The 26,428-nt window shown below is 66.7% G+C and carries 15 protein-coding genes; 7 read left to right on the top strand and 8 right to left on the bottom strand.

Annotation, left to right across the window (positions count from 1 at the left end):
* Positions 1-71: 71 nt before the first annotated feature.
* Both H7A19_19870 and H7A19_19875 read right to left on the bottom strand, forming a co-directional pair.
* Positions 72-1,262: an efflux RND transporter periplasmic adaptor subunit gene (locus H7A19_19870; protein MCP5477087.1), complete on the bottom strand. Its 1,191-nt coding sequence runs from the start codon at positions 1,260-1,262 to the stop codon at positions 72-74.
* Positions 1,263-1,332: 70 nt separating this feature from the next.
* Complete coding sequence (locus H7A19_19875) at positions 1,333-1,965, bottom strand: TetR/AcrR family transcriptional regulator (GenBank protein ID MCP5477088.1); 633 nt, start codon at positions 1,963-1,965, stop codon at positions 1,333-1,335.
* A 201-nt stretch (positions 1,966-2,166) separates the two neighbouring features.
* Here H7A19_19875 and H7A19_19880 point away from each other — a divergent pair, with 201 nt between their 5' ends.
* Complete coding sequence (locus H7A19_19880) at positions 2,167-2,967, top strand: transporter substrate-binding domain-containing protein (protein MCP5477089.1); 801 nt, start codon at positions 2,167-2,169, stop codon at positions 2,965-2,967.
* A 106-nt stretch (positions 2,968-3,073) separates the two neighbouring features.
* Here H7A19_19880 and H7A19_19885 read toward each other — a convergent pair whose 3' ends face one another.
* From H7A19_19885 to H7A19_19900, 4 genes are all read right to left on the bottom strand, one after another.
* A complete protein-coding gene (locus H7A19_19885; protein ID MCP5477090.1) occupies positions 3,074-3,403 on the bottom strand; it encodes an H-NS histone family protein in 330 nt (109 codons plus the stop codon).
* Positions 3,404-3,496: 93 nt separating this feature from the next.
* The gene (locus H7A19_19890; protein MCP5477091.1) at positions 3,497-4,384 is read right to left on the bottom strand and encodes a tryptophan 2,3-dioxygenase; all 888 of its coding nucleotides are present in this window, start codon (positions 4,382-4,384) and stop codon (positions 3,497-3,499) included.
* Positions 4,385-4,612: 228 nt separating this feature from the next.
* Positions 4,613-4,846: a hypothetical protein gene (locus tag H7A19_19895; GenBank protein ID MCP5477092.1), complete on the bottom strand. Its 234-nt coding sequence runs from the start codon at positions 4,844-4,846 to the stop codon at positions 4,613-4,615.
* Positions 4,847-4,952: 106 nt separating this feature from the next.
* Entirely contained in the window at positions 4,953-5,705 is a 753-nt protein-coding gene (locus tag H7A19_19900; protein ID MCP5477093.1) for a helix-turn-helix domain-containing protein, read from the bottom strand.
* A gap of 260 nt (positions 5,706-5,965) precedes the next feature.
* Between H7A19_19900 and H7A19_19905 the strand changes: the two genes are divergently transcribed.
* Both H7A19_19905 and pyrE read left to right on the top strand, forming a co-directional pair.
* Entirely contained in the window at positions 5,966-7,756 is a 1,791-nt protein-coding gene (locus tag H7A19_19905) for a hypothetical protein (protein ID MCP5477094.1), read from the top strand.
* A 71-nt stretch (positions 7,757-7,827) separates the two neighbouring features.
* A complete protein-coding gene (gene pyrE / locus H7A19_19910; GenBank protein ID MCP5477095.1) occupies positions 7,828-8,469 on the top strand; it encodes an orotate phosphoribosyltransferase in 642 nt (213 codons plus the stop codon).
* 333 nt (positions 8,470-8,802) lie between these two features.
* On the opposite strand, the gene H7A19_19915 is transcribed toward pyrE, so the two are convergent.
* Positions 8,803-9,417 carry a TetR family transcriptional regulator gene (locus H7A19_19915; protein ID MCP5477096.1) on the bottom strand — a complete coding sequence of 205 codons (615 nt, stop codon included), beginning with the start codon at positions 9,415-9,417 and terminating at the stop codon, positions 8,803-8,805.
* A gap of 68 nt (positions 9,418-9,485) precedes the next feature.
* Here H7A19_19915 and H7A19_19920 point away from each other — a divergent pair, with 68 nt between their 5' ends.
* The 4 genes from H7A19_19920 to H7A19_19935 all read left to right on the top strand — a co-directional run bounded on the left by H7A19_19920 (position 9,486) and on the right by H7A19_19935 (position 25,979).
* A complete protein-coding gene (locus tag H7A19_19920) occupies positions 9,486-11,108 on the top strand; it encodes a PfaD family polyunsaturated fatty acid/polyketide biosynthesis protein (protein ID MCP5477097.1) in 1,623 nt (540 codons plus the stop codon).
* Positions 11,109-11,598: 490 nt separating this feature from the next.
* Complete coding sequence (locus H7A19_19925; protein ID MCP5477098.1) at positions 11,599-18,528, top strand: SDR family NAD(P)-dependent oxidoreductase; 6,930 nt, start codon at positions 11,599-11,601, stop codon at positions 18,526-18,528.
* A 223-nt stretch (positions 18,529-18,751) separates the two neighbouring features.
* Positions 18,752-25,204, top strand: coding sequence for an acyltransferase domain-containing protein (locus H7A19_19930; GenBank protein MCP5477099.1), 6,453 nt, complete (start codon positions 18,752-18,754; stop codon positions 25,202-25,204).
* A 142-nt stretch (positions 25,205-25,346) separates the two neighbouring features.
* Positions 25,347-25,979, top strand: a complete 633-nt coding sequence (locus tag H7A19_19935; protein MCP5477100.1) for a hypothetical protein — start codon at positions 25,347-25,349, stop codon at positions 25,977-25,979.
* A 20-nt stretch (positions 25,980-25,999) separates the two neighbouring features.
* On the opposite strand, the gene H7A19_19940 is transcribed toward H7A19_19935, so the two are convergent.
* A complete protein-coding gene (locus H7A19_19940) occupies positions 26,000-26,323 on the bottom strand; it encodes a hypothetical protein (GenBank protein ID MCP5477101.1) in 324 nt (107 codons plus the stop codon).
* Positions 26,324-26,428 lie beyond the last annotated feature (105 nt).

A 26,428-nucleotide genomic window follows, 5' to 3' on the forward strand; every position in this document is an offset into this window, starting at 1 on the left:
TTCCAGCCTGTGCGGGGCCCGCAATCTCGTGCCCTCCTGCCCTCTTGCCCTCGTGCCCTCCATCGCCTGGCTCACTGCGGCACCGCCGCGGCATCTGCCGCCGGCGCCTCGGCAATCGTGTTCGGCGCATTCATCGGCACCTCGATCGGCGTCAGCGGCGCGCCCGGGAAGAAGATCTTCTTGGTGCCGTTGATGACCACGCGATCGGCGGCATCGAGACCGGATTCGACGATGCGCAGACCGTCGACCAGCCCACCCAGCACCACATCCTTGCGCTGGGCGCTGTTGTTCTCACCGACGACATAGACGTACTTGCGATCCTGGTCGGTCAGGACCGCCTGATCGTGGATCAGCATGGCCGGATGGACGGCGCTGCCGACCAGTTGCACTCGCGCAAACAGGCCCGGCGTGAAGCGCCGATCGCTGTTGTCCAGCTTGGCGCGCACGCGGATGGTGCCGGTGGCCGGATCGAGCTGGTTGTCGACGAAGTCGAGCACGCCTTCGTGCGGGAAACCGTCTTCATTGGTCAGACCCACGCGTACCGGATTGCCGCCCTCGCGGGCGCTGGGGCGTTCTCCGCCGCGGATCAAACCCTGATAGCGCAGGAAGGTGCGCTCATCGCCCTCGAACCAGACGTAGATCGGATCCAGAGACACCAGCGTGGTCAGCATCGAGCTCGGATCGACGAGATTGCCCTCGGTGATCATCGCCGCGCCGACGCGTCCGCTGATTGGCGCGGTGACCTTGGTGAAGTCCATGTTCAGCCGAGCCTGATCGACCGCGGCGCGCATGGCGACCACATCGGCCTTGGCCTGGTCCAGCTCGGCACTCTTCTGATCCCATTCCTCGCCGGACATGGCCTTGGCCGCCACCAGCTTGCGGCCGCGCTCCAGATCGCGTTCGGCCAGCTTGACCCGGGTCTGGGCGCGATTGAGATCGGCCTGCGTGCGCGCCAGCGCGGCACGGTACTCGCGGTCATCGATCTCGACCAGCACATCGCCCTTGGCCACCTCGGCGCCCTCGCTGAAGGCAATGCGGGTGATGTATCCGGAGACCCGCGGTCGGACCTGGACCGACTCGGTGGCGGCAAAACGCCCATTGAATTCATCCCATTCGGTCACTTCACGGCTGACCACCTGAGCCACATTGACCTCGGTTGGCGGCATCTGGCCGCCGCCTTCCGGCGGTCCGCCACTGCCACCACCGCAAGCTGCCAGCAGGGCTGTCAGGCCAGTCAGAATCAGGTGTCGGATGTTGATCATGGGTTGAGTCATCGATTTGAATGGGTGATTGGATGTAGAAGCCGGAAGGCCTGGCAGGGATTGACTGGTTTCATCGGCCATCGTCATCCCCTCTGGTTGTACTGCGTGTTGTTCGGGCGTCATGGGCGGCGGCCGGCGCCGGCGGCGCGGCAACCGGGGGCAACGACCATTCGCGCGCCAGTTGCTCCATGCGCGCAATGATCCGGTCGCGGTGCTCGGCGGGAACTTCACTGCAACCGAAGTACTCGCTCCAGAACAAGCCTTCGGCTGCCAGTCGCAGCACCGAGCGCTGAATCTCGGCATCGTCCCAGGTACGTGCGGCGCATTCCTGCTGATGATGGCAACGAATGGGGTCGAGCAGGCTCGGGTCGTGCGCGACTGCGCTCAGCATGCCGGCAACAAAGCGCCGTCGTTCACTGTCGGGGCGGCTCCAGGTGCGGATCAGTGCAATGAGTTCCGCTCCCGGCTCATCGCCAGATTGCGCCGCGTGTCGCGATTGCTCGGCCTGGCCTTGCTCGAGGTCACGCTCGATCAAGGCCCGCAGAAGGTCTTCCTTGGTGGCAAAGTGGTAGGTGATGCCGCCGCGCGATATGCCGCTCTCCTGCACCAATTCCTCAAAGGTGAGCTTGGCCGCGCCGTGAGTCTTGACCACTCGTTCGGCGGCATCAAGGATCCGGGCTCGGGCTTTGGGCGGTCTGGGCATCGTCATTACTATACAGAACATTCTGTTCAGTAATGATGACGGTTCGGTGTCTGCCCTCACCAGGGCCGAAGGTCATGCCGTCGTCGAGAGCGGAATCGAACGGGTCTGAACTGCTGGTCTGCTCTCGATGAGGACTTGTTCAAATCTCCGAGCCGCGTATTCTCGGAGCCAGGCACTCGACGGCTGGACAGGGGCAAACCTATGTCAAAGCGACGCGCGTCACCGGGCCTGTACGGCCTGGTTCTGGTATCTGCCGCCTTCAGCGCATCCGCTGATGACATCCGCATCCGTGCCGATCCCTGGCTACCCTACAGCGGTGGCTCGGAGATGAATCCTCCCGGCTACATGGTGGAGATGGCCATGGCCATCGCCAAGGCCAATGGCCATACCGTGCAGTACCGGACCATGCCTTGGGCAAACGCGCTGGAAGTGGTACGCGCAGGTTCGGCCGACTGCGTGGTCGGCGCCTACCTCTCCGACGCCGAGGGTTTCGAATTTCCGAAGACCGGCTGGGGACCGTCGGGCAATGTGTTCTGGGGACTGGCCGAGAACCCCTGGCGCTATACCGGGCCGGACAGTCTGGGCGACGTTCGTATCGGCGTCATCGAGGAATACAGCTACGGTGAGGACCTGGACGCGTACATCAAGGCCCACGCCGATGACAAGGCCAGACTGGAGATCGTACCGGCGGTGGGCCGCGGCATCGTGCGCTTGATGGCACGCCTGATCGGAAAGCGCATCGATACCTTCATAGAGGACCGCAGCGTGCTGGCCTATGCCGTGGAACAGGCGAAGATGGATCCGTCCCGGATCATCGCACTGGGAGAGGCAGGCGAGGTCGAGAGCGTCTACATCGCCTGCACGCCCGCGGATCCACGTGGGCGTGCCTACGCCGACATGTTCGATCAGGGGACCGCGCAGTTGCGTTCCAGCGGCAAGCTGGCAGAGATTCTCGCGCGCTACAACCTGAAAGACTGGGAAGGCGCTGAGGCTACGCCCTAGCCCGCATTTTCGCCGACAGTTCGGATCAGTCGCGACGCAAGGTCGCTCCTACGGCAAGAAAAAGGCCCGCCGAAGCGGGCCCGAACATCCCTGAACCGGCAGCGACTCAGATTGCGAGGTCACCCAGCGATTTACCGGCCGCCAGCGCGTCGCGCACCCAGTGCGGTTGCTTGCCGCGACCGGTCCATGTCTGCAGATGGTTTGCCGGATTCCGGTATTTCGGCGCGACTGCGCGCTTTTCGCCGCCTGCGCGCGGAGCCCGACCGGCGCCACCGAAGAGTTCATAAATGTCGAATCCAGCCGATTTGGCCTGTGCTTCGAGATTCTTGCGCAATTCGGCGAACTGCTGCTTCTTCACCGTTTCGATGCGCGCACGCGCGTCCGTGATCAACTGTTCGAGTTCAGCTACGCCAAGTCCACTCAGATCTATTGCCATTGTCCACCTCTCTTGGTTCGCCCCGCGGGGGGAGTATTGTGGCGGCGGATTGTGCACTGATTAATTTCAGGAATAAAGCCTATTTGCAAACGGTCACACAGTTTGTTCTGCCGGGTTTGATTTATCGGGTGACCGCAACACGCTGCGTACATCCAGAAGTTCCGGAAAGAATGTGAGTTCCAGCGCACGCTTCAGGAAAGCCACGCCGGAAGAACCGCCGGTTCCTCGTCGATAACCGATCACCCGCTCCACGGTTTTCATATGCCGGAATCGCCACAACTGAAAGCTCTCTTCGACGTCGACCAATTGTTCGCACAAGTGGTACTCGCCCCAGAACTGCTCCGGCTGTTCATAGATGCGCTGCAACACCGGAATCAATGCGGGTTCGCGCTGATGCGGCAGGGAAAAATCGCGATCAACGCAATGGGCCGGCAGATCATGGCCGGCACGCGCCAAATGCCGCAGAAACTCGTCGTATAGACTGGGAGATTCGAGGACTCCGCGCAGCCGCTCGCGCTGCTCCGGCGCGTAGTCGAATACCTGCAGCATGTCGGCATTCTTGTTGCCGAGCAGGAACTCGATCAAACGATACTGCAGGGACTGAAAGCCGCTGGCGGGCCCCAGCACATGGCGAAACTGGACGTACTCCGAAGGAGTCAGCGTTTCCAGCACCGCCCATTGCTCAAAGAGCTGCTTCTGGATGTGCTTGACCCGCGACAATATCTTCAGGCATGGACCGAGGTCGTCCATGCGCAGACGCGCTGTGGCCTCCTCCAGCTCATGGATCAACAGCTTCATCCACAACTCGGAGGTCTGATGCTGGATGATGAACAGCATCTCGTCGTGATGTTGCGGTTCGGACAGCGGCTGCTGGGCGCCGAGCAGGCGGTCCAGCATCAGGTAGCCGTCATAGGTCAGTCGGTTGCTCAGGTCGACCGTGATTTCACGCTCAAGCGGGCGCCGGTTTTCCGGGGTGGTCATGGGGGCTAGCACCAGAATGGGGACCGACTAGCCTCCGCGCCTGGGGCCGGGGCGTCAATGGCGGAGGGCACGAGGGCGAGAGGGCACGAGGGCGCGTATAGGCAGCCTCACCGCGAGTTCCTGATCCTGCGTGCCCTCTCGCCCTCCGGTTTGATGCCGGACCAAAGGCACCGCCAGCAACGACGGACATCCCAATGAAATGACCCAGCGGATCACGCGCGGCCGCCATCAACCGGCTGCCTGCCCCAGGATCTGCCGCACCAGCGTGCCGATTTCTTCCTTGTTGCCGGTGACCATCAGATGCTCGTCGCGCGCCAGGCTGATGCCGATGCTGACGGCATAATCGACTCCGACGTTGTGGCCCTCATCATCGAGCCGGGCGAATGATTCCACCTTGCTGATGTAAATGACCCGGGTGGCGTCGAGAAACCCGCCCTGCGGCAACCGTACCCAACGCTGCATGATCTGGCCCCTGACCGAAACTGATCGTGAGTCTACGCCGGAAGTGCCGCCGGAAGCGCTCGTCCAGCGAAAATCACGCGGTCCACAATCACTGCTGGACGCGGGCTCAGCCCCGACGCAGCAATGAGCTGGCCATGGATTCCAGCCCGTTCCGGTCCAGCAGTGCGACCTCGCGGCGATCAATGGCAATCAGTCCATCGTCGCTCATTCGACGAAGGACTCGGCTGACCGTCTCCGGTGCCAGACTGAGGTAATTGGCGATATCGGTGCGCTGCATGGGCAGGCTGAAGCGCCGCTCTGAAAAGCCACGGGAGGCCAGCCGTTCCGACCAGTTGATCAAGAAGGCCGCCAGACGCTCCTCGGCGCTGTAATCACCCTTGCCCAGCGTGGCGGTGCCGATGTCCCGGGAAATCAACCGGAACAGCGTTTCCTGTATGGAGGGGACACGGGTAGCCAGCGTGGCCATCGCCGGAAAGGAAAAACGGCAGAGCATCACGGTATCGACAGCAACAGCCGTGCATGGGTATCGCGCCGGATAGATGGCATTCAGTCCGACCAGTTCGCCCGGCGTGTAGAAGCCGAGCACTTGCTCCCGACCCTTGTCATCCAGCACGGAAGTCTTGACCAACCCTGCCCGCACCGAAAAGATCGCGCCGAAGGCATCACCGGTGCGGAAGATCTCGTCGCCCGCATGAAATGGTCCAACGTGCTCGATCAGGCAATGCAGCTCGCGCAGCGCGGTCTTGCTGTAACCATCTGGCAGACACAGTTGTCCAAACACGCAAGTGCTGCAGAAATGGGCCTCGTCGCCATCATCGATGGGCGCCTGGGGCCAGAGGTTCTGCGTGTGCTCGAGCAAGGCGGAACTCCGCGGTCCATGTGTGTTGCGTAGTCTGCCCGTGGCAGCCGCGGGCGGCTAGCAGCGTGCGCCGGTGTCCGGGCCAGCGCCCTCGACGACTTCGAAATGGCGATTGCACGCGATTCGCCGCTGGCACGGCGGAGGTGATGGCAGACGGTGGGCGCCAGGGTCGATGGCATTGCCGATCGAGACCTGAACGATTGTGACGAATTGGCGTAAGCTATCTGCTGCGCCACTCCGGGCCCATCGGGAGATCTCCCATGATGATCGACAACGTGATTCGAAAGCTGACGATGCAGCTGGCATTGGTCGCCTTGGCCTTCTTCGCCATGGATCAGGCAGAGGCCCAGCGCGGCAGACTGGTCATTGCCGACTACGCCGTCAGTACGGCGGCCACGCAACTGACCATCGACGGGGTGGCCGTCAATCCCTTGGTCGCGGCCGGCGAACTGCCGCGCATTCAACTGGCGGGTACCCAGCTCAAGGTGCTCCAGCTGCGTGCCTCCGACGGCACCGTGCTGGCCAGCACCTCGCTGACGCCGGACTTCACTCAGGATTATCTGCTGCTGGCCTCGGGCGATGGCCAGACCTTGCCCTACAGACTTCAGGTGGAAGCCAGTGTCGGCGTCCGCACGCGCTTGTTCAACGCCTCGCGACTACTCGGCGAAGCGCCGGAGTTCGAAATACTGATGGAGAGCGATGACGGTTCGACTGCGGTGCGGGCGGCTGCCGGATCGCTGTCTGAGTCGCTGTCGGCAGATCGAGCCAATCTGGGACTGCGCTTTCGTCGCGCCAGCGACGGCGCGACCCTGCTGCACCTGAAGCGCGCGAGTTTCGGTCGCAGCGGCCTGGCACGGGATGTGGTCGTGGTGTTGCATGGAACCCAGGATGCACTGAAGGCCGATGAGATCGGCATCAGCGACTTCAATCCCTATGTGGTCAATGCCTTGCCCAGTCTGGCGCTGGGAACGGTGCAGCTGAAACTGCTGAATGGTGGCGCCTTTGGCAGTGGACCGGCGCCCATGGATTTCGACATTGGCGGACAATCGGCGCGGCTCGAATATGGCGAGTTCTCCTCGACCATCGACTTGCCCGAACAGGGTGTATACCGGCTGTGCGCAGAAGCCGGTCGCGGGATCACCCAGTTTCCCCAGATCTCCTGCGGCACGCTCGAATTCGAGGGCGGCAAGCGCTATCTCGCGATTTCCCGTTCCTTCTTCCCGAACCAGTCGAACCCGCCGCCATCGTTGCTGGACGCGCTCCCGTTTCTGGCCTACGAGATCCCGGCGCCAGTCGGCAGCAACAGCCGAGTTCGCGTGCTTTATGGCGCCGTTGCACCGCGCTTTTCCGACCTGCTCTACGTCGGCGCGGATTCCGGTGGCGAAGTGCAGGTGCTCGATTCGCCTGACGTCGCCCAGCCGGCCTTCGGCTCCGGCGCCGTCACCGTGCTGGATGGCGCGCCCGAACGGCTCGACATCAAGATCAGCGGCGACTACGGCACACGCAATCTGGCCGATCTGGCGCCATTTACCCCGGCGCCAGGCAGCGCCGTCGATGCCGTTCTGATCGGCGACGGCGAACGCTTTCCCTATCGCATCGTCAGCGAAGCGGCGCTAGGCGAGGAACTGGTAGTGGACCCGCGCTATGGCGGCTTCTGGACCATCGATGAGTTTGCGCTGGAAGGCTTCAACCTGACGCCCATGCCTGAGCAGGATCGTTTGCTCGGCACCTGGTTCAAGCACGGAGCCGATGACCGTGTGCAGTGGTATGTCATGGACAGCTGCGCGTCGGAGCCCGGCTCGGCCGAGTGCCTTGCGCCGGCTGCATTCCAGACACGTACGGTGCAGCTGCGGGTCTATCAGACCGACAAGCCGGGCTCGGTGCGCACGCTGCGGGACGCCGGCACCATCCGCATCGAGTTCACCGATTGCACGGCGGCGGTGGCAACGGTGGATTTGCTCGGACAGGCCTCGCAGACCTTGCATCTCAGCAATCAGACGCCGACCGCCGAGTGCAGGCTGGCCCAGCTCTTTCCTTCCGGCGGTGGCTGACATCAAGGCCTTGCCGAGGTGACCGGATGCAGGTGGCGCGCTAGGATTCGGCGCCACCTGTGCCGAGCATGCTGATGTCCTTCCGATCTGACTTTCTGGAACTGGCGCTGCGCCTCAACGTACTGCGCTTCGGCGAGTTCAAGCTGAAGAGCGGGCGCTTGAGCCCGTATTTCTTCAATGCCGGCCTGATCAACACCGGCGCCGCGCTGGCCACTCTGGGTGACGCCTACGCCGATACCCTGGTCGAGTCCGGTCTGGCTTTCGACATGCTCTACGGCCCGGCCTACAAGGGCATCGCGCTGGCCAGCGCCAGCGCCATTGCCCTCGCGCGCAAGCATGGCCGCGACCTGCCTTTTGCCTTCAATCGCAAGGAAGCCAAGGATCATGGCGAGGGCGGCGTGCTCATCGGCGCTCCACTCAAGGGACGGGTGGTCATCGTCGACGACGTCATCAGCGCCGGCACCAGCGTGCGCGAATCGGTGGCGCTGATCCGCGCCCATGGCGCCGAGCCCGCCGCCGTGCTGATTGCGATCGATCGCCAGGAGCGCGGACTGGGCGCCCTGTCGGCCGCCGATGAAGTCCGCGCCGAGTTCGACATCCCCGTGCTGGCCATTGCCAATTTGACGGAACTGCTGAGCTTCGCCGCGACCCGTCCGGAATTGGCCGAGGTCCTTCCCAGACTGCAGGCCTATCGCGGCGAATACGGGGCCTGAACCCCGCTAGCCCTGTGGGAGCGGCTTCAGCCGCGACCGGGCTTGCCGCAGACCGTCACAAGAAGCCGGACGCGAAGGACGCGAAGGAAAAGCAGAAAGGTCGCGAGGGACGTCCATATCAGGAAGCCCTCCGAGACACCTGTGGCACCAATCCATGAATGGGCTTGAGCAAGATCGGGTTGGCCTGAAGCTGATGGACAAGCCGTTTTTCCATCAACAGCTGCCATTCTTGTTTGCTCTTCTTTCTGCTTGTCCTTTGCGTCCTTCGCGTCCCGCTCTTACGTGGGAACTCAGCGAGCCAGTCGCGGATGAATCCGCTCCCACGGGCGGCGCTCAGGCCGGCGGTATCACGGCGACAAAGCCGTCCTGCAAGGCATCCAGCGCTTGCGAGCCGAGTGCGCCGAGGTCGGGTCTGCCGTCGTGTTCAAACCAGTAGCGCATGGTGGCGCGGATCAGGCCGATGGCGGCGCCGGCCAGCATGCGCGCGCGCAGTTCGGCGTGGGCCGAGCCGGCAAAGCGCTGAGCGAAGACCCGGGCCATGGCCTGTTCCCAGTCGTGGTCGATCTCGTGCTCACGGGCGATCAGCGTAGCGGCCGACTGCACCAGGCGCTGCTGGGCGATCAGCTGCTCGCGGTTCGCGGCGTAATCGCGGGCGAACTCGCGGGCGATGGCGCGCAGGCTGGCGAAAGGGCTCTCGTTGACCGGCGCGCCTTCCAGCAGTTCCAGAAAACGCTCCAGGCGCTCGGCCCGATGCGGGAAGGCCAGCGCCTCCTTGTTGGCGAAATAACGGAAGAAGGTGCGGCGACTGACGCCGGCATCGGCGCAGATGTCGTCGATGGTGGTGGCCTCGAAGCCATCGCGGTGAAAACGCCGGTTGGCGGCGCGCACCAGGGCCCGACGAGTGGTGTCTTTCTTGTGTTCGCGCAAGCGCGCAGGTGACTTCTTCATGGCCTAAGGATATAAGGGCGCGTCCAACAAAGTGCCACTCAGTGCCAAATTCAGCCCAAACCCAGGATCTGCGCCCGGACTCGACCCTCAGCTGGGTCGCCGGCCCTCACGCGCCCGCCTTTGCGCCGGCCGACATCGCCGCCGCTCTGGCCCAGCCCCGGGTCACCGCGCACGTCATCCGCGATCCCGTCAGCGGTGCCATCGGCATCGGCCTGGCCGGAACTCCATCCCCCGTGCCCCGTGCCCCGTCCGCCGTGCCCCGTCTGGAGCTCCTCGGCAGTCTGCCGCCGCTCTATCCCGAGTGGCTGGGCGATCGCGGCTTTGCCGAGGTCCATCGCACCCGTTTTGCCTATGTGGGCGGCGCCATGGCCAATGGCATTGCCAGCACGCGCATGGTGATCGAACTGGCGCGCCAGGGTTTCCTCGGCTTCTTCGGTGCCGCGGGATTGTCTCTGGCGCGCATCGAAGCGGCCATCGAGGAGTTGCAGCGGGAGCTGGATCCGCAGCAGCTGCCCTGGGGCGTCAATCTGATCCACAGCCCGGCGGAGCCGGCGCACGAAGAGGCCGTGGCTGAACTGCTGCTCAGGCGCGGCGTGCGCTGCGTCGAAGCCTCGGCCTATCTGCGTCTGACGCCAGCCGTGGTGCGTTATGCCTGCACTGGCTTGACTCGCGGTGCCGACGGCCAGGTGCGGCGCGCCCATCGCGTCATCGCCAAGGTCTCGCGCACCGAAGTCGCGCGCCAGTTTCTGAACCCGCCACCGGCGGCACTGCTGCAGAAACTGCTCGACCGTGGGCAGCTGACGGCGCAGGAGGCTGAACTCGCCGCCACCATTCCGCTGGTCGAGGATCTGACCGCCGAAGCTGATTCCGGCGGTCATACCGACAACCGGCCGATGGCCGTGCTGGTACCGGAACTGGCGGCGCTGCGTACGCACATCGCCGCCGAGCGCGGCTACACCCGGCCGATCCGCATCGGCGCCGCCGGTGGTTTGGGCACGCCCGCTGCGGTCGCTGCCGCCTTTGCGCTGGGCGCCGACTATGTCCAGACCGGTTCGGTCAACCAGAGCTGTGTGGAAGCGGGCCTCGGCGCCGCCGCTCGCGCGCAGCTGGCACAGGCCGAGATGGCCGATGTGACCATGGCCCCGGCCGCCGACATGTTCGAGATGGGCGTGGATGTGCAGGTATTGCGACGCGGCACGCTGTTCGCGCCGCGCGCCCGCAAGCTCTACGAGTTGTACAAGAGCTATCCCGCACTGGACGCGATTCCGACCACGGAGCGCGAGAAGGTCGAGAGCACGATACTGCGGGCCAGCTTCGACGAGGCCTGGGCCAGCACCCGCAGCTTCTGGCTGGGCCGCGACCCCAAACAGGTCGAACGCGCCGAACGCGATCCCAAGCATCAGATGGCGCTGGTGTTCCGCAGCTATCTGGGCCTCGCCAGCCGCTGGGCCATCGACGGCCTGGCCGGGCGCGAATCCGACTATCAGATCTGGTGCGGTCCGGCGATGGGCGCCTTCAACAGCTGGGTACGCGGCAGTTTTCTGGAAGACCCGGAAGCGCGCACCGTGGTTCAGGTGGCGCGCAATCTGCTCGAAGGCGCTGCAGTGATCAGCCGCGCCCAGCAGCTGCGCAGTTTCGGCGCGCCGGTGCCGGCCAGCGCCTTTGACTTCCGGCCACGGCCGCTGGCGTGAGCTCCGCGCTTGCCACCGTCGGTGCCCTTGCCCGCATGGCGCGCGATGTGAGGTCGGGTGGCGTGGGCAGAGCTATTGGTCCGCGAAGGACGCGAAGGACGCAAAGAAAAGCGAAAGAGTCCAGATCATCAGTCCCTATCCAGCAAACTCTGCTCGGCGTCATCTTGACCCCGGACTTGATTCGGGGGAAGCCATCCGGCGAACTGCGACACGACCAAGAAGGGACGCGCGCCGGCGCGGCCGCTCTTGACCGGCCTGCACAGCAGAGCGGCGTCGCAGCGCGGCGCCCTCCAAGGGAGCCACGTGACACCCTCGGCCTACGCTGCCCGGCGCCGGTCCCTGTCGGCCTGATCAAGAATTCTTCGCTCTTCTTGGCGTCCTTTGCGTCCTTTGCGGACCCAGACGCTCTTGTCCGAGTGCAGCGCGCCACCGAGTCACCCAGGTCGCTGCGCGCCCAACGTGACCTACCTTTTGCACCAGCGAGATCGTCATGACCATCGTCCAGCGTTCCCCGATCGCCATAGTCGGCGTCAGCGCCCTGTTTCCCGGTTCCACAGACGCCACCGGATTCTGGCGCGACATCCTGGCCGGCCGCGATCTGCTCAGCGATGTGCCCGAGTCACACTGGCGTATTGCCGACTACTACGACCCGGACCCGAAGGCGCCGGACAAGACCTATGCGCGTCGCGGCGGCTTCCTGGACCTGGTCGATTTCGACGCATTGGCCTGGGGCTTGCCGCCCTCGACACTGCCGGCCACCGACACCTCGCAACTGCTGGCGCTGATTGTCGCCCAGGCGGTGCTGCAGGACGCGGCCGGCGAAGCTTTCGAGCACATGGACCGCTCGCGCATCTCGGTGATCCTGGGCGTGACCTCGGCGCAGGAACTGCTGTTTTCGATGGTGTCGCGACTGCAGCGCCCGGTCTGGGCGCAGGCGCTTCGCGATTCCGGTCTGGACGAGGCGCTGATCGAGACCGCCTGCGCCCGCATCGCCGCCAGCTATGTGCCGTGGCAGGAAGCCAGCTTCCCAGGTCTGCTCGGCAATGTCGTCGCCGGACGTATCGCCAATCGATTGAATCTGGGCGGTACCAACTGCGTCACCGATGCCGCCTGTGCCTCGTCCTTGAGCGCCCTGTCGATGGCGGTCAGCGAGTTGCAGCTCGGGACCAGTGATCTGGCCATTGCCGGCGGTGTCGACACACTCAACGACATCTTCATGTACCTGTGCTTTTCGAAGACGCCGGCGCTGTCACCCAGCGGCGACTGCCGGCCCTTCAGCGCCTCGGCAGACGGCACCATGCTTGGGGAAGGCCTGGGTATGGTCGCGCTGAAACGGCTGGCCGATGCCGAGCGCGACGGCGACCGCATCTATGCCGTGCTGCGCGGGCTGGGAACGGCCAGCGACGGCCGCTCCAAGAGCGTCTACGCGCCGGTCTCGGCCGGCCAGGCGCAGGCCTTGCGGCGCGCCTACGAACAGGCCGGCTACGGACCGGACACCGTGGAACTGGTCGAGGCCCACGGCACCGGCACCAAGGCTGGCGATGTCGCCGAGTTCGAAGGCCTGCGCCTGTGCTTCGCGCCCGAGGGTGACGAGCAGCAACCCTGGTGCGCACTGGGTTCGGTGAAGAGCCAAATCGGCCACACCAAGGCCGCAGCGGGCGCCGCCGGACTGTTCAAGGCGGTCATGGCGCTGCATCACAAGGTCCTGCCACCCACCATCAAGGTGGATGCGCCGAACCCCAAACTGGACATCGAGCGCAGTCCCTTCTATCTCAACACCCGCAGCCGGCCGTGGATCCGCGGCAGCGCCCATCCGCGCCGGGCTTCGGTCAGTGCCTTCGGCTTTGGCGGATCGAATTTCCACGCCACGCTGGAGGAGTATCGCGGCGACTCGCCGGCCTTGCGCCTGCCGGTGCAGCCTTTCGAACTGGTGCTGATCGCGGCCGATTCGATCGCCGAGTTGGAGCAGAAAGCCGAGGCCTTGCGACACAGCAGCGCACCCCTGGCGCAGATTGCGGCGGACAGCCGAGATGGCTGGCGCACGCAGGCGCAGCATCGGCTGGCGCTGGTCGCCAGCAGCAACGCCCAGTTGCACGCCAGGCTGGATGCCGCGCTCAAACAGATGGCGGCGAGGCCGGAACAGGCATTCGCACTGGCCGACGGCAGCAGCTACGGATTCGGCCCTGTGGCCGGAAGCACCGCCTTCCTGTTCCCCGGTCAGGGCAGCCAGTACCTGAACATGGGTGATGCCGTGGCCATGCAGTTCAGCGCGGCACGCGCGGTCTGGGATCGCAGCGCCGATCTGCCGCTGGACCCACAGACGGCACTGCACCAGATCGTGTTCCCGCAGCCGGCCTTCGACGGCGAAACCGAAGCGGCGCAGCTGTCGCGACTGACCGCGACCGAATGGACCCAGCCGGCGCTGGCCGCGCATTCCGCAGCGCTGCTGGCCTGCCTGCGTGAACTCGGTGTCGAAGCCGACGCCCACGGCGGACACAGCTTCGGCGAGTTGATGGCCCTGCATGCGGCCGGGGTCTTCGAACTGGAGACCGCCCTCGGACTGGCGCGCGCCCGCGGCCTGGCCATGCGCGATGCCGCGGGCGAGCCCGGCGCCATGCTGGCGTTGACCGAAACGCTGGAACGGGTGCGGGCGCTGCTGACCGAGCACGCACCCGAGCTGGTCATCGCCAATCACAACGGACCGAAGCAGGTGGTGGTCTCCGGACCTCTGGCGGCGGTGGACAAGCTGCAGGCGGCGCTGGAGCAACAGGGCAAGCCCGGCCGGCGCCTGCCGGTGGCCAGCGCCTTCCATTCGACGCTGGTGGCCGACGCCAGTCATGCCTTTGCTGAAGCGCTGGCCGGCGTCGACCTGAGCGCCGCGAGCGTACCGGTTTACGGCAACACCCACGCCGCCGAATACCCGAGCGAGGCCGCAGCGATTCGTGCGCAGCTGGCGGCGCAGCTGGCGCAGCCGGTGCGCTTCGTCGACATGATCGAAGCCATGTACGCCAGGGGCATCCGCCAGTTCGTCGAAGTCGGCCCCGGCGCCGTGCTCACTAGTCTGGTCGGAGCCATACTCGGCGAGCGCCCACACCGCGCCATCGCCCTCGACCGCAAGGGCAAGGATGGGGTCGAGTCCCTGTTGATCGGCCTGGCCCAACTGGCCGCCGCCGGCGTACCCATGCGGCCGCAAGTCCTCTACGCCGACACCCGCCTGCCGCCGGCCCCGGCCGTACGTCCCAAACACGCGATTGCCATCAATGGCAGCAATCTGGGCAAGCCCTTTGGAGCGGGTGCGGGTGATCACGGTGTTCAAGCAATTGCCACGGTCAGTGCCGGCAAGCGCGAAACAAGCCCTGACACAGCTCTTCGCCCTGATCAGGCACGGACGTCCGCTCCTGCTGCTGTTGCGACACCCGCCTCTCCACCAGCACCCGCTACACCGCCGTCGGCTTCACCACCCTTGCCGACACCGGCTACATCGCTGACGCCCGCTCCAACCCCCAACAGGATCTCCACCATGTCCGCCGAATCCAGCATCTCACCCGACTGGCTGAGTGCGTTCCAGCAGATGCAGCAGCACACCGCCGAAGCCCACGCCAGCTTCCAGCGGGCCATGGCCGAGAGCCACAGCGCCTATCTGCGACTGGCCGAGACGGCGATGGCGGGATTGGCGGCGGCGGGGGGAGACGCGGGGGCAGGGGATCAGGGCTATCGACACGCCGCGATCGCGTCCGTTGATGCGTTGAGCAGTAGCGCGGCTCCGGCGCGCGCCGCATCGGACTTCGCCGTGAGCACGATCGCGCCGGCGGCCGCGGCTCTGGGCGTCGCGCAAAGCGCCGGGCGCCTCGCGGAACCGGCTTTGGTCGAGCACACGCGTCATCGCCGCGAGGACTCGGCCTACGCTGGTGGGACCGAGGCTTCAGCCGCCACTGATAGCGTCGATCGGGCTTTCGATCTCGCCGGCCTGCTCCTCGCCATCGTCGCCGACAAGACCGGCTACCCGGTCGACATGCTCAATCTGGACATGGATCTGGAGGGCGATCTGGGCATCGATTCGATCAAGCGGGTCGAGATCCTGGCCGCCGTCGATGAGCGCGCGCCGCAGCTGCCGAAGGTGGATAGGGCCCAGCTCGGGGCGATGGCGACGCTGGCGCAGATCGTCGCCGCTTTGGAGAGTAGCGCGGCTCCGGCGCGCGCAGCATCGGACTTCGCCGTGAGCACGATCGCGCCGGCGGCCGCGGCTTTGGGTGTCGCGCACAGCGCCGGGCGCCTCGCGGAACCAGCTTCCGGCAAGAACACACCGGATCGCCGCGAGGACCCGGCCTACGCTGGTGGGGCCGAGGCCTCAGCCGCCGCCGAAAGCGCCGCTCCGGCTTTCGATCTCGCCGGCCTCCTCCTCGCCATCGTCGCCGACAAGACCGGCTACCCGGTCGACATGCTCAATCTGGACATGGATCTGGAGGGCGATCTGGGCATCGATTCGATCAAGCGGGTCGAGATTCTGGCCGCGGTCGACGAGCGCGCGCCGCAGCTGCCCAAGGTGGATAGGGCCCAGCTCGGGGCGATGGCGACGCTGGCGCAGATCGTCGCCGCTTTGGAGAGTAGCGCGGCTCCGGCGCGCGCAGCATCGGACTTCGCCGTGAGCACGATCGCGCCGGCGGCCGCGGCTTTGGGTGTCGCGCACAGCGCCGGGCGCCTCGCGGAACCAGCTTCCGGCAAGAACACACCGGATCGCCGCGAGGACCCGGCCCACGCTGGTGGGGCCGAGGCCTCAGCCGCCGCCGAAAGCGCCGCTCCGGCTTTCGATCTCGCCGGCCTCCTCCTCGCCATCGTCGCCGACAAAACCGGCTACCCGGTCGACATGCTCAATCTGGACATGGATCTGGAGGGCGATCTGGGCATCGATTCGATCAAGCGGGTCGAGATCCTGGCCGCCGTCGACGAGCGCGCGCCGCAGCTGCCGAAGGTGGATAGGGCCCAGCTCGGGGCGATGGCGACGCTACGGCAGATTGTCACAGCGCTGGAAGGTAGCGCGGCTCCGGCGCGCGCAGTGCCGGCGCAGGCAACGAGCAAGATCGCGCCGGCGGCCGCGGCTCTGGGTGTCGCGCACAGCGCCGGGCGCCTCGCGGAACCGGCTTTGGTCGAGAACACGCCTGCTCGCCGCGAGGACCCGGCCTACAGGAACCCGGCCCTCGCCCGCTACGAACTCCACCGCGTCCCGGCACCGGCATGCGGCCTGGGGATGCCTGGCCTGTACGGCGCTGCGCCCTTGTCGGTGATCGGTCACGGCGAGCTCGGGCCTTTGCTGGTGGCGGAGCTGCAGGCACGGGGTGTGGCGGCGCGGGTCGACAGCACGCTGCCACCGCAGGCACGCACCTGCATCTATCTCGGTGCACTGCGCGCCGTGGATACGCCAGAAGCCGCCATCGCGGTGAATCACGAGGCCTTTGCCCTGGCGCGTCAGCTGGCGCCGACCTTGCAGTCGCAGCCCGGTGTATTCGTGGCCATCCATCCCGATCTGGACGCCATCGGCGCTGACAGCGATGCTGCCTGGGGCGCCGGTGTGCCGGCGCTGATCAAGTCCTGCGCGCTGGAATGGCCGCAGGCGGCGTGCAAGTCCATAGCCGTAGACCCGAGCACGGCGCTGCCGCAACTGGCGCGGTGGATCGCCGACGAAATCCTCGGCGGCGGGGGCGAGATCGAAGTGGCGCTGGCAGCCGACGGCGCACGCTGCAGCTGGATCAGTGTGCCGCGCCCGGCGCAGCCCGACTCGCCGGTCATTGCCGCTGGCGATGTGGTCGTCGTCAGCGGCGGTGCTCGCGGCGTGACCGCGCCCTGTCTGATCGAGTGGGCTCGTCGCGCCTCGCCACGGCTGGTCCTGCTCGGGCGCAGCGCGCTGAGTCCTGAGCCTGAGTTCTGCGCAGGCGTACACGGCGAAAGCGAACTCCAGCAAGCCTTGCTGCAGGCGGCGCAGGCCGCCGGCGAGCGTCTGACCCCAGCCGAGCTGCAGGCGCGCCTGCGCCAGGTGCTGAGCACGCGCGAGATTCAAGCCACGCTGGCCGAACTGGCCGCCATCGGCTGCGAGGCACACTATCTGCAGGCCTCAGTCGAGAATGCCGCTGAAGTCGACGCCGCACTGCGCCAGGTGCGCAGCGAAATCGGCCCGATCCGTGGCCTCGTCCATGCCGCTGGCCTGATCGCCGACAGGCGCATCGCCGACAAGACCGATGCCCAGTTTCAGCGTGTGTTCGCCGCCAAGGTCGAGGGCCTTCGGCATCTGCTGGCCGCCACCCGCGGTGACGAACTCAAGCTGCTGGCGGCCTTCTCCTCGGTGTCGGCGCGTTGCGGCAATACCGGGCAGGCCGATTACGCCATGGCCAATGAGGTGCTGGCCAAGGTGCTCGCGGCTGAGCAGCGACGCCGCCCGGAACTGCGGGTCAAGTCACTGGGTTGGGGCCCATGGCAGGGTGGCATGGTCAACCCGACGCTGGCGACACGTTTTGCCGAACTCGGCGTGCCGATGATTCCGCTGGACCAGGGCGCACGCATGTTCGCCGACGAGATGGCCGATGCCGGCGCGTTGGAACTGGTATTGGGTGGCGAACCGCGGCCGCAGGCTTTGCTGGTCGACGGCGCCCAGTCACGCGTGGAGGCGCTGGAACTGCGCATCGATCAGGACAGCCATGGCTGGCTGGAGGGACACCAGGTCGCTGGGCTGCCGGTGGTGCCGCTGGCGCTGGTGGCCGAGTGGATGGCCCGCGCCGTGCGTGGCTGGCGTCCCGGCCTGCGATTGCGCGCCTTGCATGAGCTGAAGGTGCTCAAGGGCATTCGCCTGAGTGGCTTCCGCAACGGCGGCGACCGTTTGCGCATCGAAGGCCGGAGTCGCGCTGGTGATACGCAGCTGGACCTGCGCATCCTCGGCCACAACGGCGCGTTCCATTACAGCGCCCGCGCCGAATTTGGCCCGCCCGAGATCAGCGCGGAGGCTCGCCCGACGATGCAGCTGGAAGCCTGGAACGGTACGCCGATGTACCAGGATCTGCTGTTCCATCGCGGCCCCTTCGAATTGATCGAAAGCCTGACCGGCATCTCCGACGAAGGCGTCGCCGCGCGATTGCGAGGCGTGGCCGCAGCGGCCTGGCCCGAGCAGGACTGGCACTTCGATGTCGCCGCGCTGGACGGCGGTCTGCAACTGGCGGTGCTCTATGGCCAGCGCATGCTCGGTGGCCCCAATCTGCCGACCAGCGTTGCCGAGATGCGACACCTGGCGACGCCAGTGCCCGGTCCGATCACCGCAGCCGCCTATGCCCGCCGTGTCGGTCAGGGCATGACCACCACCGACATCGTCTACACCGACGCCAGCGGCCGCGCCGTGGCTGAAATGCTGGGCGTGCAGAACCACGCGATTGCGCCGTGAGGGCGGTTGCGGAACTGAGCCCATGGAGGGCGCCGCGCCGCGGCGCCGCTTTGCCTGGCCTGAAGATCAAGAGCGGCCGCGCAGGCGCGCGGCCCTCCTCAAGGCTCGCATCCCGGCGTCATTGCGAGGAGCGCAGCGACGAAGCAATCCAGGGACCGGCGAGCCCGCTTCCCGGTGTGCCCCGGATCACGACCGGGGTCGCAATGACACCCGAGTTGTTCCCATGACCCCGATCGCCATCGTCGGCCGCGGCTGCGTGCTGCCAGGCGCCTTGAGCCCGGAGGAACTCTGGCACGCGGTCATGGCCGGCCGCGATCTGAGCTCGGCGGTGCCCGCGGGACGCTGGGGCCTGGATCCGGCAACGGTGCTTTGCCAACCCGATGCGCCGCAGGCTGACCATTGCTGGAGCGATCGCGGCGGCTTTGTCCGTGGCTTTGAGCAGATCTGGAACCCACTGGGTTTCGATCTTCCAGCCGCCGAGTTGGATGGGCTGGATCCACTGGTTCACTGGACCCTGCACTGCGCCCGCACGGCTCTGGAGGACATCGCTGCGCGGCCGGCGCGGATCGGCCTGGTGCTCGGCAATCTGGGTTTTCCTTCTGAATCGATGGCGCGTTTTGCCGATCAGGTCTGGAAGGACGAAACGCCGCGGGATCCGCGCCATCGCGCCATGAGCGGCGGCAGCGCTGCGCTGATTGCCCGGGCGCTCGATTTGACCGCTGGCAGCTGGTGTCTGGATGCCGCCTGCGCCAGTTCGCTGTATGCACTCAAGCTGGCTTGCGATCAGCTCAACGATGGCGAGGCGGATCTGATGCTTGCGGGCGCCGTGCAGCGGGCCGATCCGCTGTTCCTGCAACAGGGTTTTGCGGCGCTGGGCGCGCTCAGCAAGAGCGGCCAGTCACGACCTTTTCACCGTGATGCCGATGGCCTGATCGCGGCCGAGGGCTGCGCCATCTTCGCGCTAAAGCGGCTGGCCGACGCCCGTCGCGATGGCGACCGAATCCATGCCGTCATCCGTGGCATCGGTTTGAGCAACGACGGTCGCGGTCGCGGCCTGCTGGTGCCGGACGAGAACGGCCAGCGCCGCGCCATGCACCGTGCCTACGCCGATGCCGGCCTGCGCCCGGATCAGGTCGGCCTGCTGGAATGCCACGCCACCGGCACGCCGGTGGGTGATGCCGCCGAATTGCGGAGCAGCGCGGCGGTGTTTGCAGAGGCGGCGGATTTACCGATCGCCTCGTCGAAATCCAATCTCGGCCACCTGATCACCGCCGCCGGCGGCGCCGGCATCGTCAAGCTGATTGAGGCGCTGCGCCACGGCCAGAGGCCACCGAATCGGCCCGTCGATCATTACCACGAGGCTCTCGCGCAAACGCCGTTTCGATTGCTGCAGCGAGCGGAGGACTGGCCCACCGTCGGTCCACGCATCGCCGCCATTTCGGCCTTCGGATTCGGCGGCAACAATGCCCACCTGATCCTGTCCGAGGACGATCCGGCGCTGCCGCTGGCGCCCGCTGACCCGGCGGCGATCGGCGACGAGCCAGTCGCCATCGTCGGCCTGGCGTGCAGCCTGGGCGCACACAACGACTGCGCTGCCGTCGCCGCGGCGCTGTTCGCCGGCGCACCGCTGCTGGACAATGCCGGACAAGCCCGCGCCGAGCAGATCGAACTGGATCTGGCGGGCCTGCGTTTCCCGCCCAGGGATCTGGAACAGGCCCTGCCGCAACAACTGCTGCTGCTGCGGGTTGCCAGCGCCGCGCTGGCCCAGGCGCGAATCACGCCGGGACCGCGCATCGGCGCCCTGATCGGCATGGAACCCGATGCCGACATCGCCCGCTACGGCACGCGCTGGCGGTTGCCTGCCGGTGCTGACCGCGACGCCGTGGTCGCGCCGCTGCAGGCCGCCGGGGTGCTCGGCTGCATGCCCAACATCCCGGCCAATCGTCTGAGTTCGCAATTCGATCTGGGCGGACCCAGCTACACGCTGCAGGCCGGTGCCGAGTCCGGTCTGCAGGCGCTGGCCATTGCCCGACGGGCGCTGCTCGCCGGTGAGCAGGACGCGGTGCTGGTCGGCGCGGTCGATCTCTGCTGCGAGCCAGTGACCATCGCCGCCGGCAACACCCGCCCCGCCGACGCAGCGGTGGCACTGGTGCTGAAACGTCTGGCCGATGCCGAGCGTGACGGCGACCGCATCTACGCGCTGCTGGATCGCGCCGAATCGGAGGCGGTGGGTGAGGATCTGCCGGATGTGCGCTCACGCTTTGGCGATGCTGGCGCCGCCGACGGTTTGCTGCGACTGGCCGCGGCGGCCCTTTGCCTGCATTACCGGCGACGGTTCGACGGTCTGTCCTGGCTCAGTGCGCGGGCCCGGGGTTTCGAGATCGCTCTGCCCGGGCATGCACCGATGCGACTGCGCGAGGCGCAGGTCTGCCGTCTGCCGACACCGGCGCCGCAGCTGCATCTGCTGACCGCGGCCGGCAAGGCCGAACTGATCGAGGCGCTGACCCACGGCACCGTCCCCGCATCGGGTCCGGCGCGATTGGCGCTGGTGGCGACCGCGGCCGAGCTGGCGCAAGTGCGCGCCCGGGCGCTGGCGCACCTGCGCGATGGCGCCCCGGCCGGCAGCAGCGTGCACTTCCGCGAGCGCCCGATCGAGGGTGAACTGGCTTTCGTCTTCGCCGGAGCCGGCGCCTCCTACCCCGGCATGGGGCGCGAGCTGCTGCAGGCATTTCCGGCCCTGCTGGATACGCTGGGGCAGCGCAGCCGCCGGCTCTCGACGGCGCTGGACTGGTCGCTGGCAGGCGAGTCCGCCCCCAGCGCCGTGCAGCAACTGTGGGGTGCCTCGGCGCTGTCGCAGCTGCATCTGGCGCTGTCGACCGAGCTGTTGGGACTGCATCCGGACGCCTGGATCGGCTACTCCTCCGGCGAGACCAATGCGCTGGTCGCGGCCGAAGTCTGGACCGATCCCGACGCGTTGATGGACGAGATGGACGCCAGCGGCCTGGTGACGCGCCAACTCGGTGGCAACTTTGAGGCCGTCGCGGCGCAATGGGCCGGGCCGGTGCGCTGGGCCAGCTGGACCGTGCTGGCGCCGGTCGCCGAGGTTCGCGCGGCGATCGAACCCGAGCCGCCGGTGCACTTAGCCATCATCAATGCTGATGCCGACTGCCTGATCGCCGGCGACGCCGACGGCTGTGCCCGCGTGGTCGAGCATATCGGCAGCAGCCGCTGTCTGCGCCTGGACTATCCGCTGGCGGTGCACGTGCCCGAGCTGCAGGCCGTGGCCGAGGACTGGCTGGCGCTGCATCGCCGCGACACCCAGGCGCCGCGTTGCGGTCGGATCTACTCGACGGCCAGTGGAAGAGCCTACACGCCCGATCGCGAATCCTGCGCCCAGGCCATTCTGGCCCAGGCCAATCGGACACTGGACCTGCGTCCGGTGATCCTGCAGGCCTGGAACGACGGCGTGCGCGTGTTCGTCGAGCACGGCCCCGGCAACAGCTTCGCCCGTGCGATCCGCAACATCCTCGGGCAGCGCGAAGCGCTGATTGTCAGTCTGGACCGCAGGAATCAGGGGCTTGAGGGTGTGCTCGGGGCAGCCGCGGCACTTTGGGTGGCGGGCGTCGAGATCGACCTTGCGGCATTGCAGCTCTCACTTGCACCGCCCGCAGAAAACCCGACACCGAAACGACCGATGCGCTTCGCCGCGCATTGGCCCGAGGTCAAAGTGCAGATAAAAGGAACCGCCCTGCAGCGCATGCTGCCAGCACCGGCGCTGCCCAGCGTATTCGGCTGGTCGCCGACCGCAAGCCCGCTCGCCAAGGCAGGTCACGTTGGCCCGCAGGGCCTACGTGAGGCCACGGCGCCCCGTCACGTAGCCCGCTACGCGGCCAACGTGACCTACGATCAGCCGCAGACCGGTGTCTTCCGGTACCCGGCGCACCGCGCCGTGCAGCGTCAGCTCGCGCAGCTGAGCCAAGCCCAGTCGCAATACTTGCACGCCATGAGCAGTGCCCAGCAGCAGTTCCTCGGCCTGCAAGCCCGCGCCCAGACGCTGCTGTTCGCCCATCGCGAATCCACCCCACAGGCTAATCGCATCCCAGCGGCTGCGACGGCCTTTGTGCTGAAACCAGCAACCGACAACCCACAACCGACAACCAGCCAGGCGCCAGCAACCCACAGCCGACAACCCACAACCCGCTTCACCCGCGCCCAACTCGAAATCCACGCCGACGGCCGTATCTCCGAGATCTTCGGCCCGGCCTTTGCCGGCCAGGACGGCTACGCGCGCCAGGTGCGCATGCCCAGGCCGCCGTTGTTGCTCGCAGATCGCGTGATCGCCATCGATGGGCCGCCGCGGGTGCTCGGCAAAGGCCGCATCCGCACCGAAACCGATATTGCCAATCACGACTGGGCTACCCACTGCGGCCGTCTGGCCGCCGGCGTGCTGATTGAAGCCGGACAGGCCGATCTGATGCTGGTGTCCTGGCAAGGCATCGATGCCCACAATCGCGGCGAACGCGTCTACCGCCTGCTCGGCTGCGAGCTGATGTACCACGGCGATCTGCCGGCACTGGGCGACACGCTGCACTTTGATATCGAGCTCGACGGCCACGCCGCGCAGGGTGATGTGCGTCTGATGTTCTTCCACTACGACTGCCACAACGGCGATCGGCGCCAGCTGTCGGTACGTCAGGGTCAGGCCGGATTCTTCACCGCCGATGAACTGGCAGCTTCAGCGGGATGCCTGTGGAGCCCGGAGCAGCAGCAGATCGCCGATTCACCGAAGCTCGATGCGGTAGCCGTGACGTGCACCCGGACCACGCTGAATCGCTCGCAGCTGGAGGCTTTTGCCGCCGGCCAGACATACGACTGCTTCGGCGCCGGCTTCGAGCTGGCCCGCACCCACACCCGCAGCCCGGGCATTCAAGGTGGGCGGATGCTGCTGCTCGACCGGGTCAGTGAACTGGCCATCGACGGCGGACCCTGGGGCCGCGGCTATCTGCGCGCCGAGCTCGACATCCATCCGCAGCAGTGGTTTTTCGACGGCCATTTCAAGAATGACCCATGCATGCCCGGCACGCTGATGTTCGAGGCCTGCCTGCAGGCCATGGCGCTGTATCTGGCGGCCTGCGGTTATACGCTCAAGCGCGACGGCTGGCGCTTTCAGCCGGTACCCGAGCTCAGCTACGCGCTGCAGTGTCGCGGTCAGGTCACGCCTGCCTCGCGGCTGCTGGTGACCGAGGTCTACATCGAGGAACGCAGCGCCGGACCGCAACCGACGATCTGGGCCGATCTGCTGTGCACGGTCGATGGCCTCAAGGCCTTCCACGCCAGGCGCGTGGCGCTGGAACTGGCGCCCGACTGGCCGCTGGAGGATGCCGACCGTAGGTCACGTTGGCCGCAACGCGGCCTACGTGACATCAAGCTTCCGGAGACCGTGATGTCACGTAGCCCGCTGCGCGGACAACGTGACCTACAGATGGCGAGCGACGCCGGCCATCACCCAGTGGCCCAGATTCCGCAAACGCCAGCGCCCACACCCCCCACCATCAACGGCTTCCCCTTCGACGAACACAGCCTGCTCGCCTGCGCGCTCGGGCGTCCGTCCGCCGCCTTCGGCCCGATGTACCGCCGCTTCGATGGCCCCACCCGGGTGGCGCGACTGCCCAGTCCGCCCTATCACTTCATCAGCCGCATTGCCCACATCGACGGGCCGATCGGCGTGATGCGCGGCGGCGCCCGGGTGGTGGCTGAGTACGATGTGCCGGAGTCGGTCTGGTATCTGGACCAGAACGGCGCCCGGGTGATGCCCTTCGCCGTGCTGCTGGAGGCGGCACTGCAGCCCTGCGGCTGGCTATCGAGCTATGTCGGTTCGGCACTGACCGTGGACAGCGAACTCGGCTTCCGCAACCTCGACGGCGAGGGCACGGTGCTGGCCGAATTGCCCGGGGGCGCCGGCACGCTGACGACCGAAGTCGAACTCACCGATGTGTCAGCCAGTGCCGGCATGATCATCGAGAACTTCCGGGTGCGTTGTCATCTGGGGGGTCGCGAGGTCTATCAGCTGAAGACCGTGTTCGGCTTTTTCCCGCCCGAGGCCCTGGCAGCGCAGGCCGGACTGCCGGTCAGCGCTGGACAGCGGGAGCTGCTGACCCGCCCTGCCAATGTCGATATCGATCTGGCGGCGCTTGATGCCGCACCCACCGGCGAGTTGCGCCTGCCCGGCAGCATGTTGCGCATGATCGACCGGATCGAAGGCCATTGGCCCGAGGCTGGCGCGGCGCGCCTGGGTCAGCTGCGCGCGGTCAAGGATGTCGACAGCGGCGAGTGGTTCTTCAAGGCACACTTCTTCCAGGATCCGGTGCAGCCGGGCTCGCTGGGCCTGGAAGCCATGCTGCAGACGCTGCAGTACGCGTTGCTGCAGCATCTGAGCCCCGCCGAACGAGCCAGCGCCCGCTTCCAGAGCATCGCCCTGGATCAGCACCATCGCTGGAAGTACCGCGGCCAGGTATTGCCGCATCATCGGCAGGTGCACACCACCCTGGAACTGACCGAGCTGCGGCGCGAGGCCAGCGGCTGGCTGGCACTGGGCGATGCCAGTCTGTGGGTCGATGGCCAGCGCATCTACGAGGCCACGGGTCTGGGGGTCAGAGCGGTGCTGACGACAGCATGACCGGTCGATGGCGCTTGGGCAGCCGGCGCGGCCGGTGGAGGGCGCCGCGCCTGCGGCGCCGCTTTGGCTACAGGCAAGCCCCAGGCAACAGCGGCCGCGCAGGCGCGCGGCCCTCCTCAAGGCTGGCGCGGTGAAACTGCCGGTGACTTCGGTCGCAGTCGCGGCTGTCGCCGATGTGCTGGCGCAGGCACCCGCCGCACCCGAATCCTGGTTGTCCCCCAGTGAATGGGCCCGCGCCCAGCGCCTGCGCGTGCCCAGCCGCCATCGCCAATATCTGGCCGGCCATTGGCTGGCACGTCTGCAGCTGGGGCGCCTGCTTGATCGAGATCCGGCCGAATGCGTGCTGATCGAGCGCGAACATCTGCCCCCGCAGGTGCTCGACGCCCCCTTGCAGCTCTCGCTGAGCCACAGCGGCAACTGGATAGCTTGCGCGCTGTCGCCCGCTGCCATTGGCATTGACCTGGAAGAGCGTGGCCGCGGACCGCAGCTGCGGACTTTCGCCCACCTGCTCGTCGCCGAGGAAGAATCGCCGGGTGAACTGGACGACGACACCCTGCTGCAACGCTGGGTGCTGAAGGAAGCCCTGATCAAGCGCGATTGCGGCAGTGCCCTGCCGCAGTACCTCGCCAGCATTCTCCTGCAGCCTTGCAGACAGGACGACGCCGAGATCGAACTGCTGAGCACGACCAGCTTCCACCTGGCCGTCGCTTGCGTAGCGCCATTTGATCTCGAACTGTCAGGCGCACAGCGCCAGCATTGGCGCGTGCTGTCCTGACCGCAAGTGGCCGCCGGCTGCTAGTTCAGACCGACATTCCGGGCGGCATCCAGCAGTCGCTCATTGCCTCGGCGCTGGCATCGATTCACCAGTTCTTCGGCGAAGCTGCTCATGCCGTCCCAGCGCAACACGGTATCGCCGGATACGCCACTGAGATAGCCGTCCAGCCACAGGAAGATGGCACCGGCGTCTTCTTCGCTGGCCGTGGACAGGTCATTGAGAAAGGCCTTGCAAGTGATGGCCCCGAAATCGATGTCCTGAATCTGACCTTTTCTGGCCTCGGCGGCCGGTGCCAGGGTCAGGGCCAATGCAGCCAGCAGCGAAGCGGATATCAGCTTGATCATCGTCAGGGTCTCCGATTGCGGGGTTGCTTCGCACTGTGCGTCAACGCCCGTGCAGCATGCGGACGGCGGCGGGCTCGTCGGCCTCGACACCATCCATGGGCAAGC

Source organism: Rhodanobacteraceae bacterium, from assembly GCA_024234055.1.
In the GTDB taxonomy this organism is placed as follows: domain Bacteria; phylum Pseudomonadota; class Gammaproteobacteria; order Xanthomonadales; family SZUA-5; genus JADKFD01.

Bases quoted from the DNA above. Each gene is read 5' to 3' on its own strand.
- H7A19_19895 (MCP5477092.1), bottom strand. From the start codon at position 4,846: ATGCAGCGTTGGGTACGGTTGCCGCAGGGCGGGTTTCTCGACGCCACC.
- H7A19_19925 (MCP5477098.1), top strand. From the start codon at position 11,599: ATGACCATCGTCCAGCGTTCCCCGATCGCCATAGTCGGCGTCAGCGCC.
- H7A19_19870 (MCP5477087.1), bottom strand. From the start codon at position 1,262: ATGATCAACATCCGACACCTGATTCTGACTGGCCTGACAGCCCTGCTG.
- H7A19_19885 (MCP5477090.1), bottom strand. From the start codon at position 3,403: ATGGCAATAGATCTGAGTGGACTTGGCGTAGCTGAACTCGAACAGTTG.
- H7A19_19915 (MCP5477096.1), bottom strand. From the start codon at position 9,417: ATGAAGAAGTCACCTGCGCGCTTGCGCGAACACAAGAAAGACACCACT.
- H7A19_19890 (MCP5477091.1), bottom strand. From the start codon at position 4,384: ATGACCACCCCGGAAAACCGGCGCCCGCTTGAGCGTGAAATCACGGTC.
- H7A19_19880 (MCP5477089.1), top strand. From the start codon at position 2,167: ATGTCAAAGCGACGCGCGTCACCGGGCCTGTACGGCCTGGTTCTGGTA.
- H7A19_19930 (MCP5477099.1), top strand. From the start codon at position 18,752: ATGACCCCGATCGCCATCGTCGGCCGCGGCTGCGTGCTGCCAGGCGCC.
- H7A19_19875 (MCP5477088.1), bottom strand. From the start codon at position 1,965: ATGCCCAGACCGCCCAAAGCCCGAGCCCGGATCCTTGATGCCGCCGAA.
- H7A19_19940 (MCP5477101.1), bottom strand. From the start codon at position 26,323: ATGATCAAGCTGATATCCGCTTCGCTGCTGGCTGCATTGGCCCTGACC.
- H7A19_19905 (MCP5477094.1), top strand. From the start codon at position 5,966: ATGATGATCGACAACGTGATTCGAAAGCTGACGATGCAGCTGGCATTG.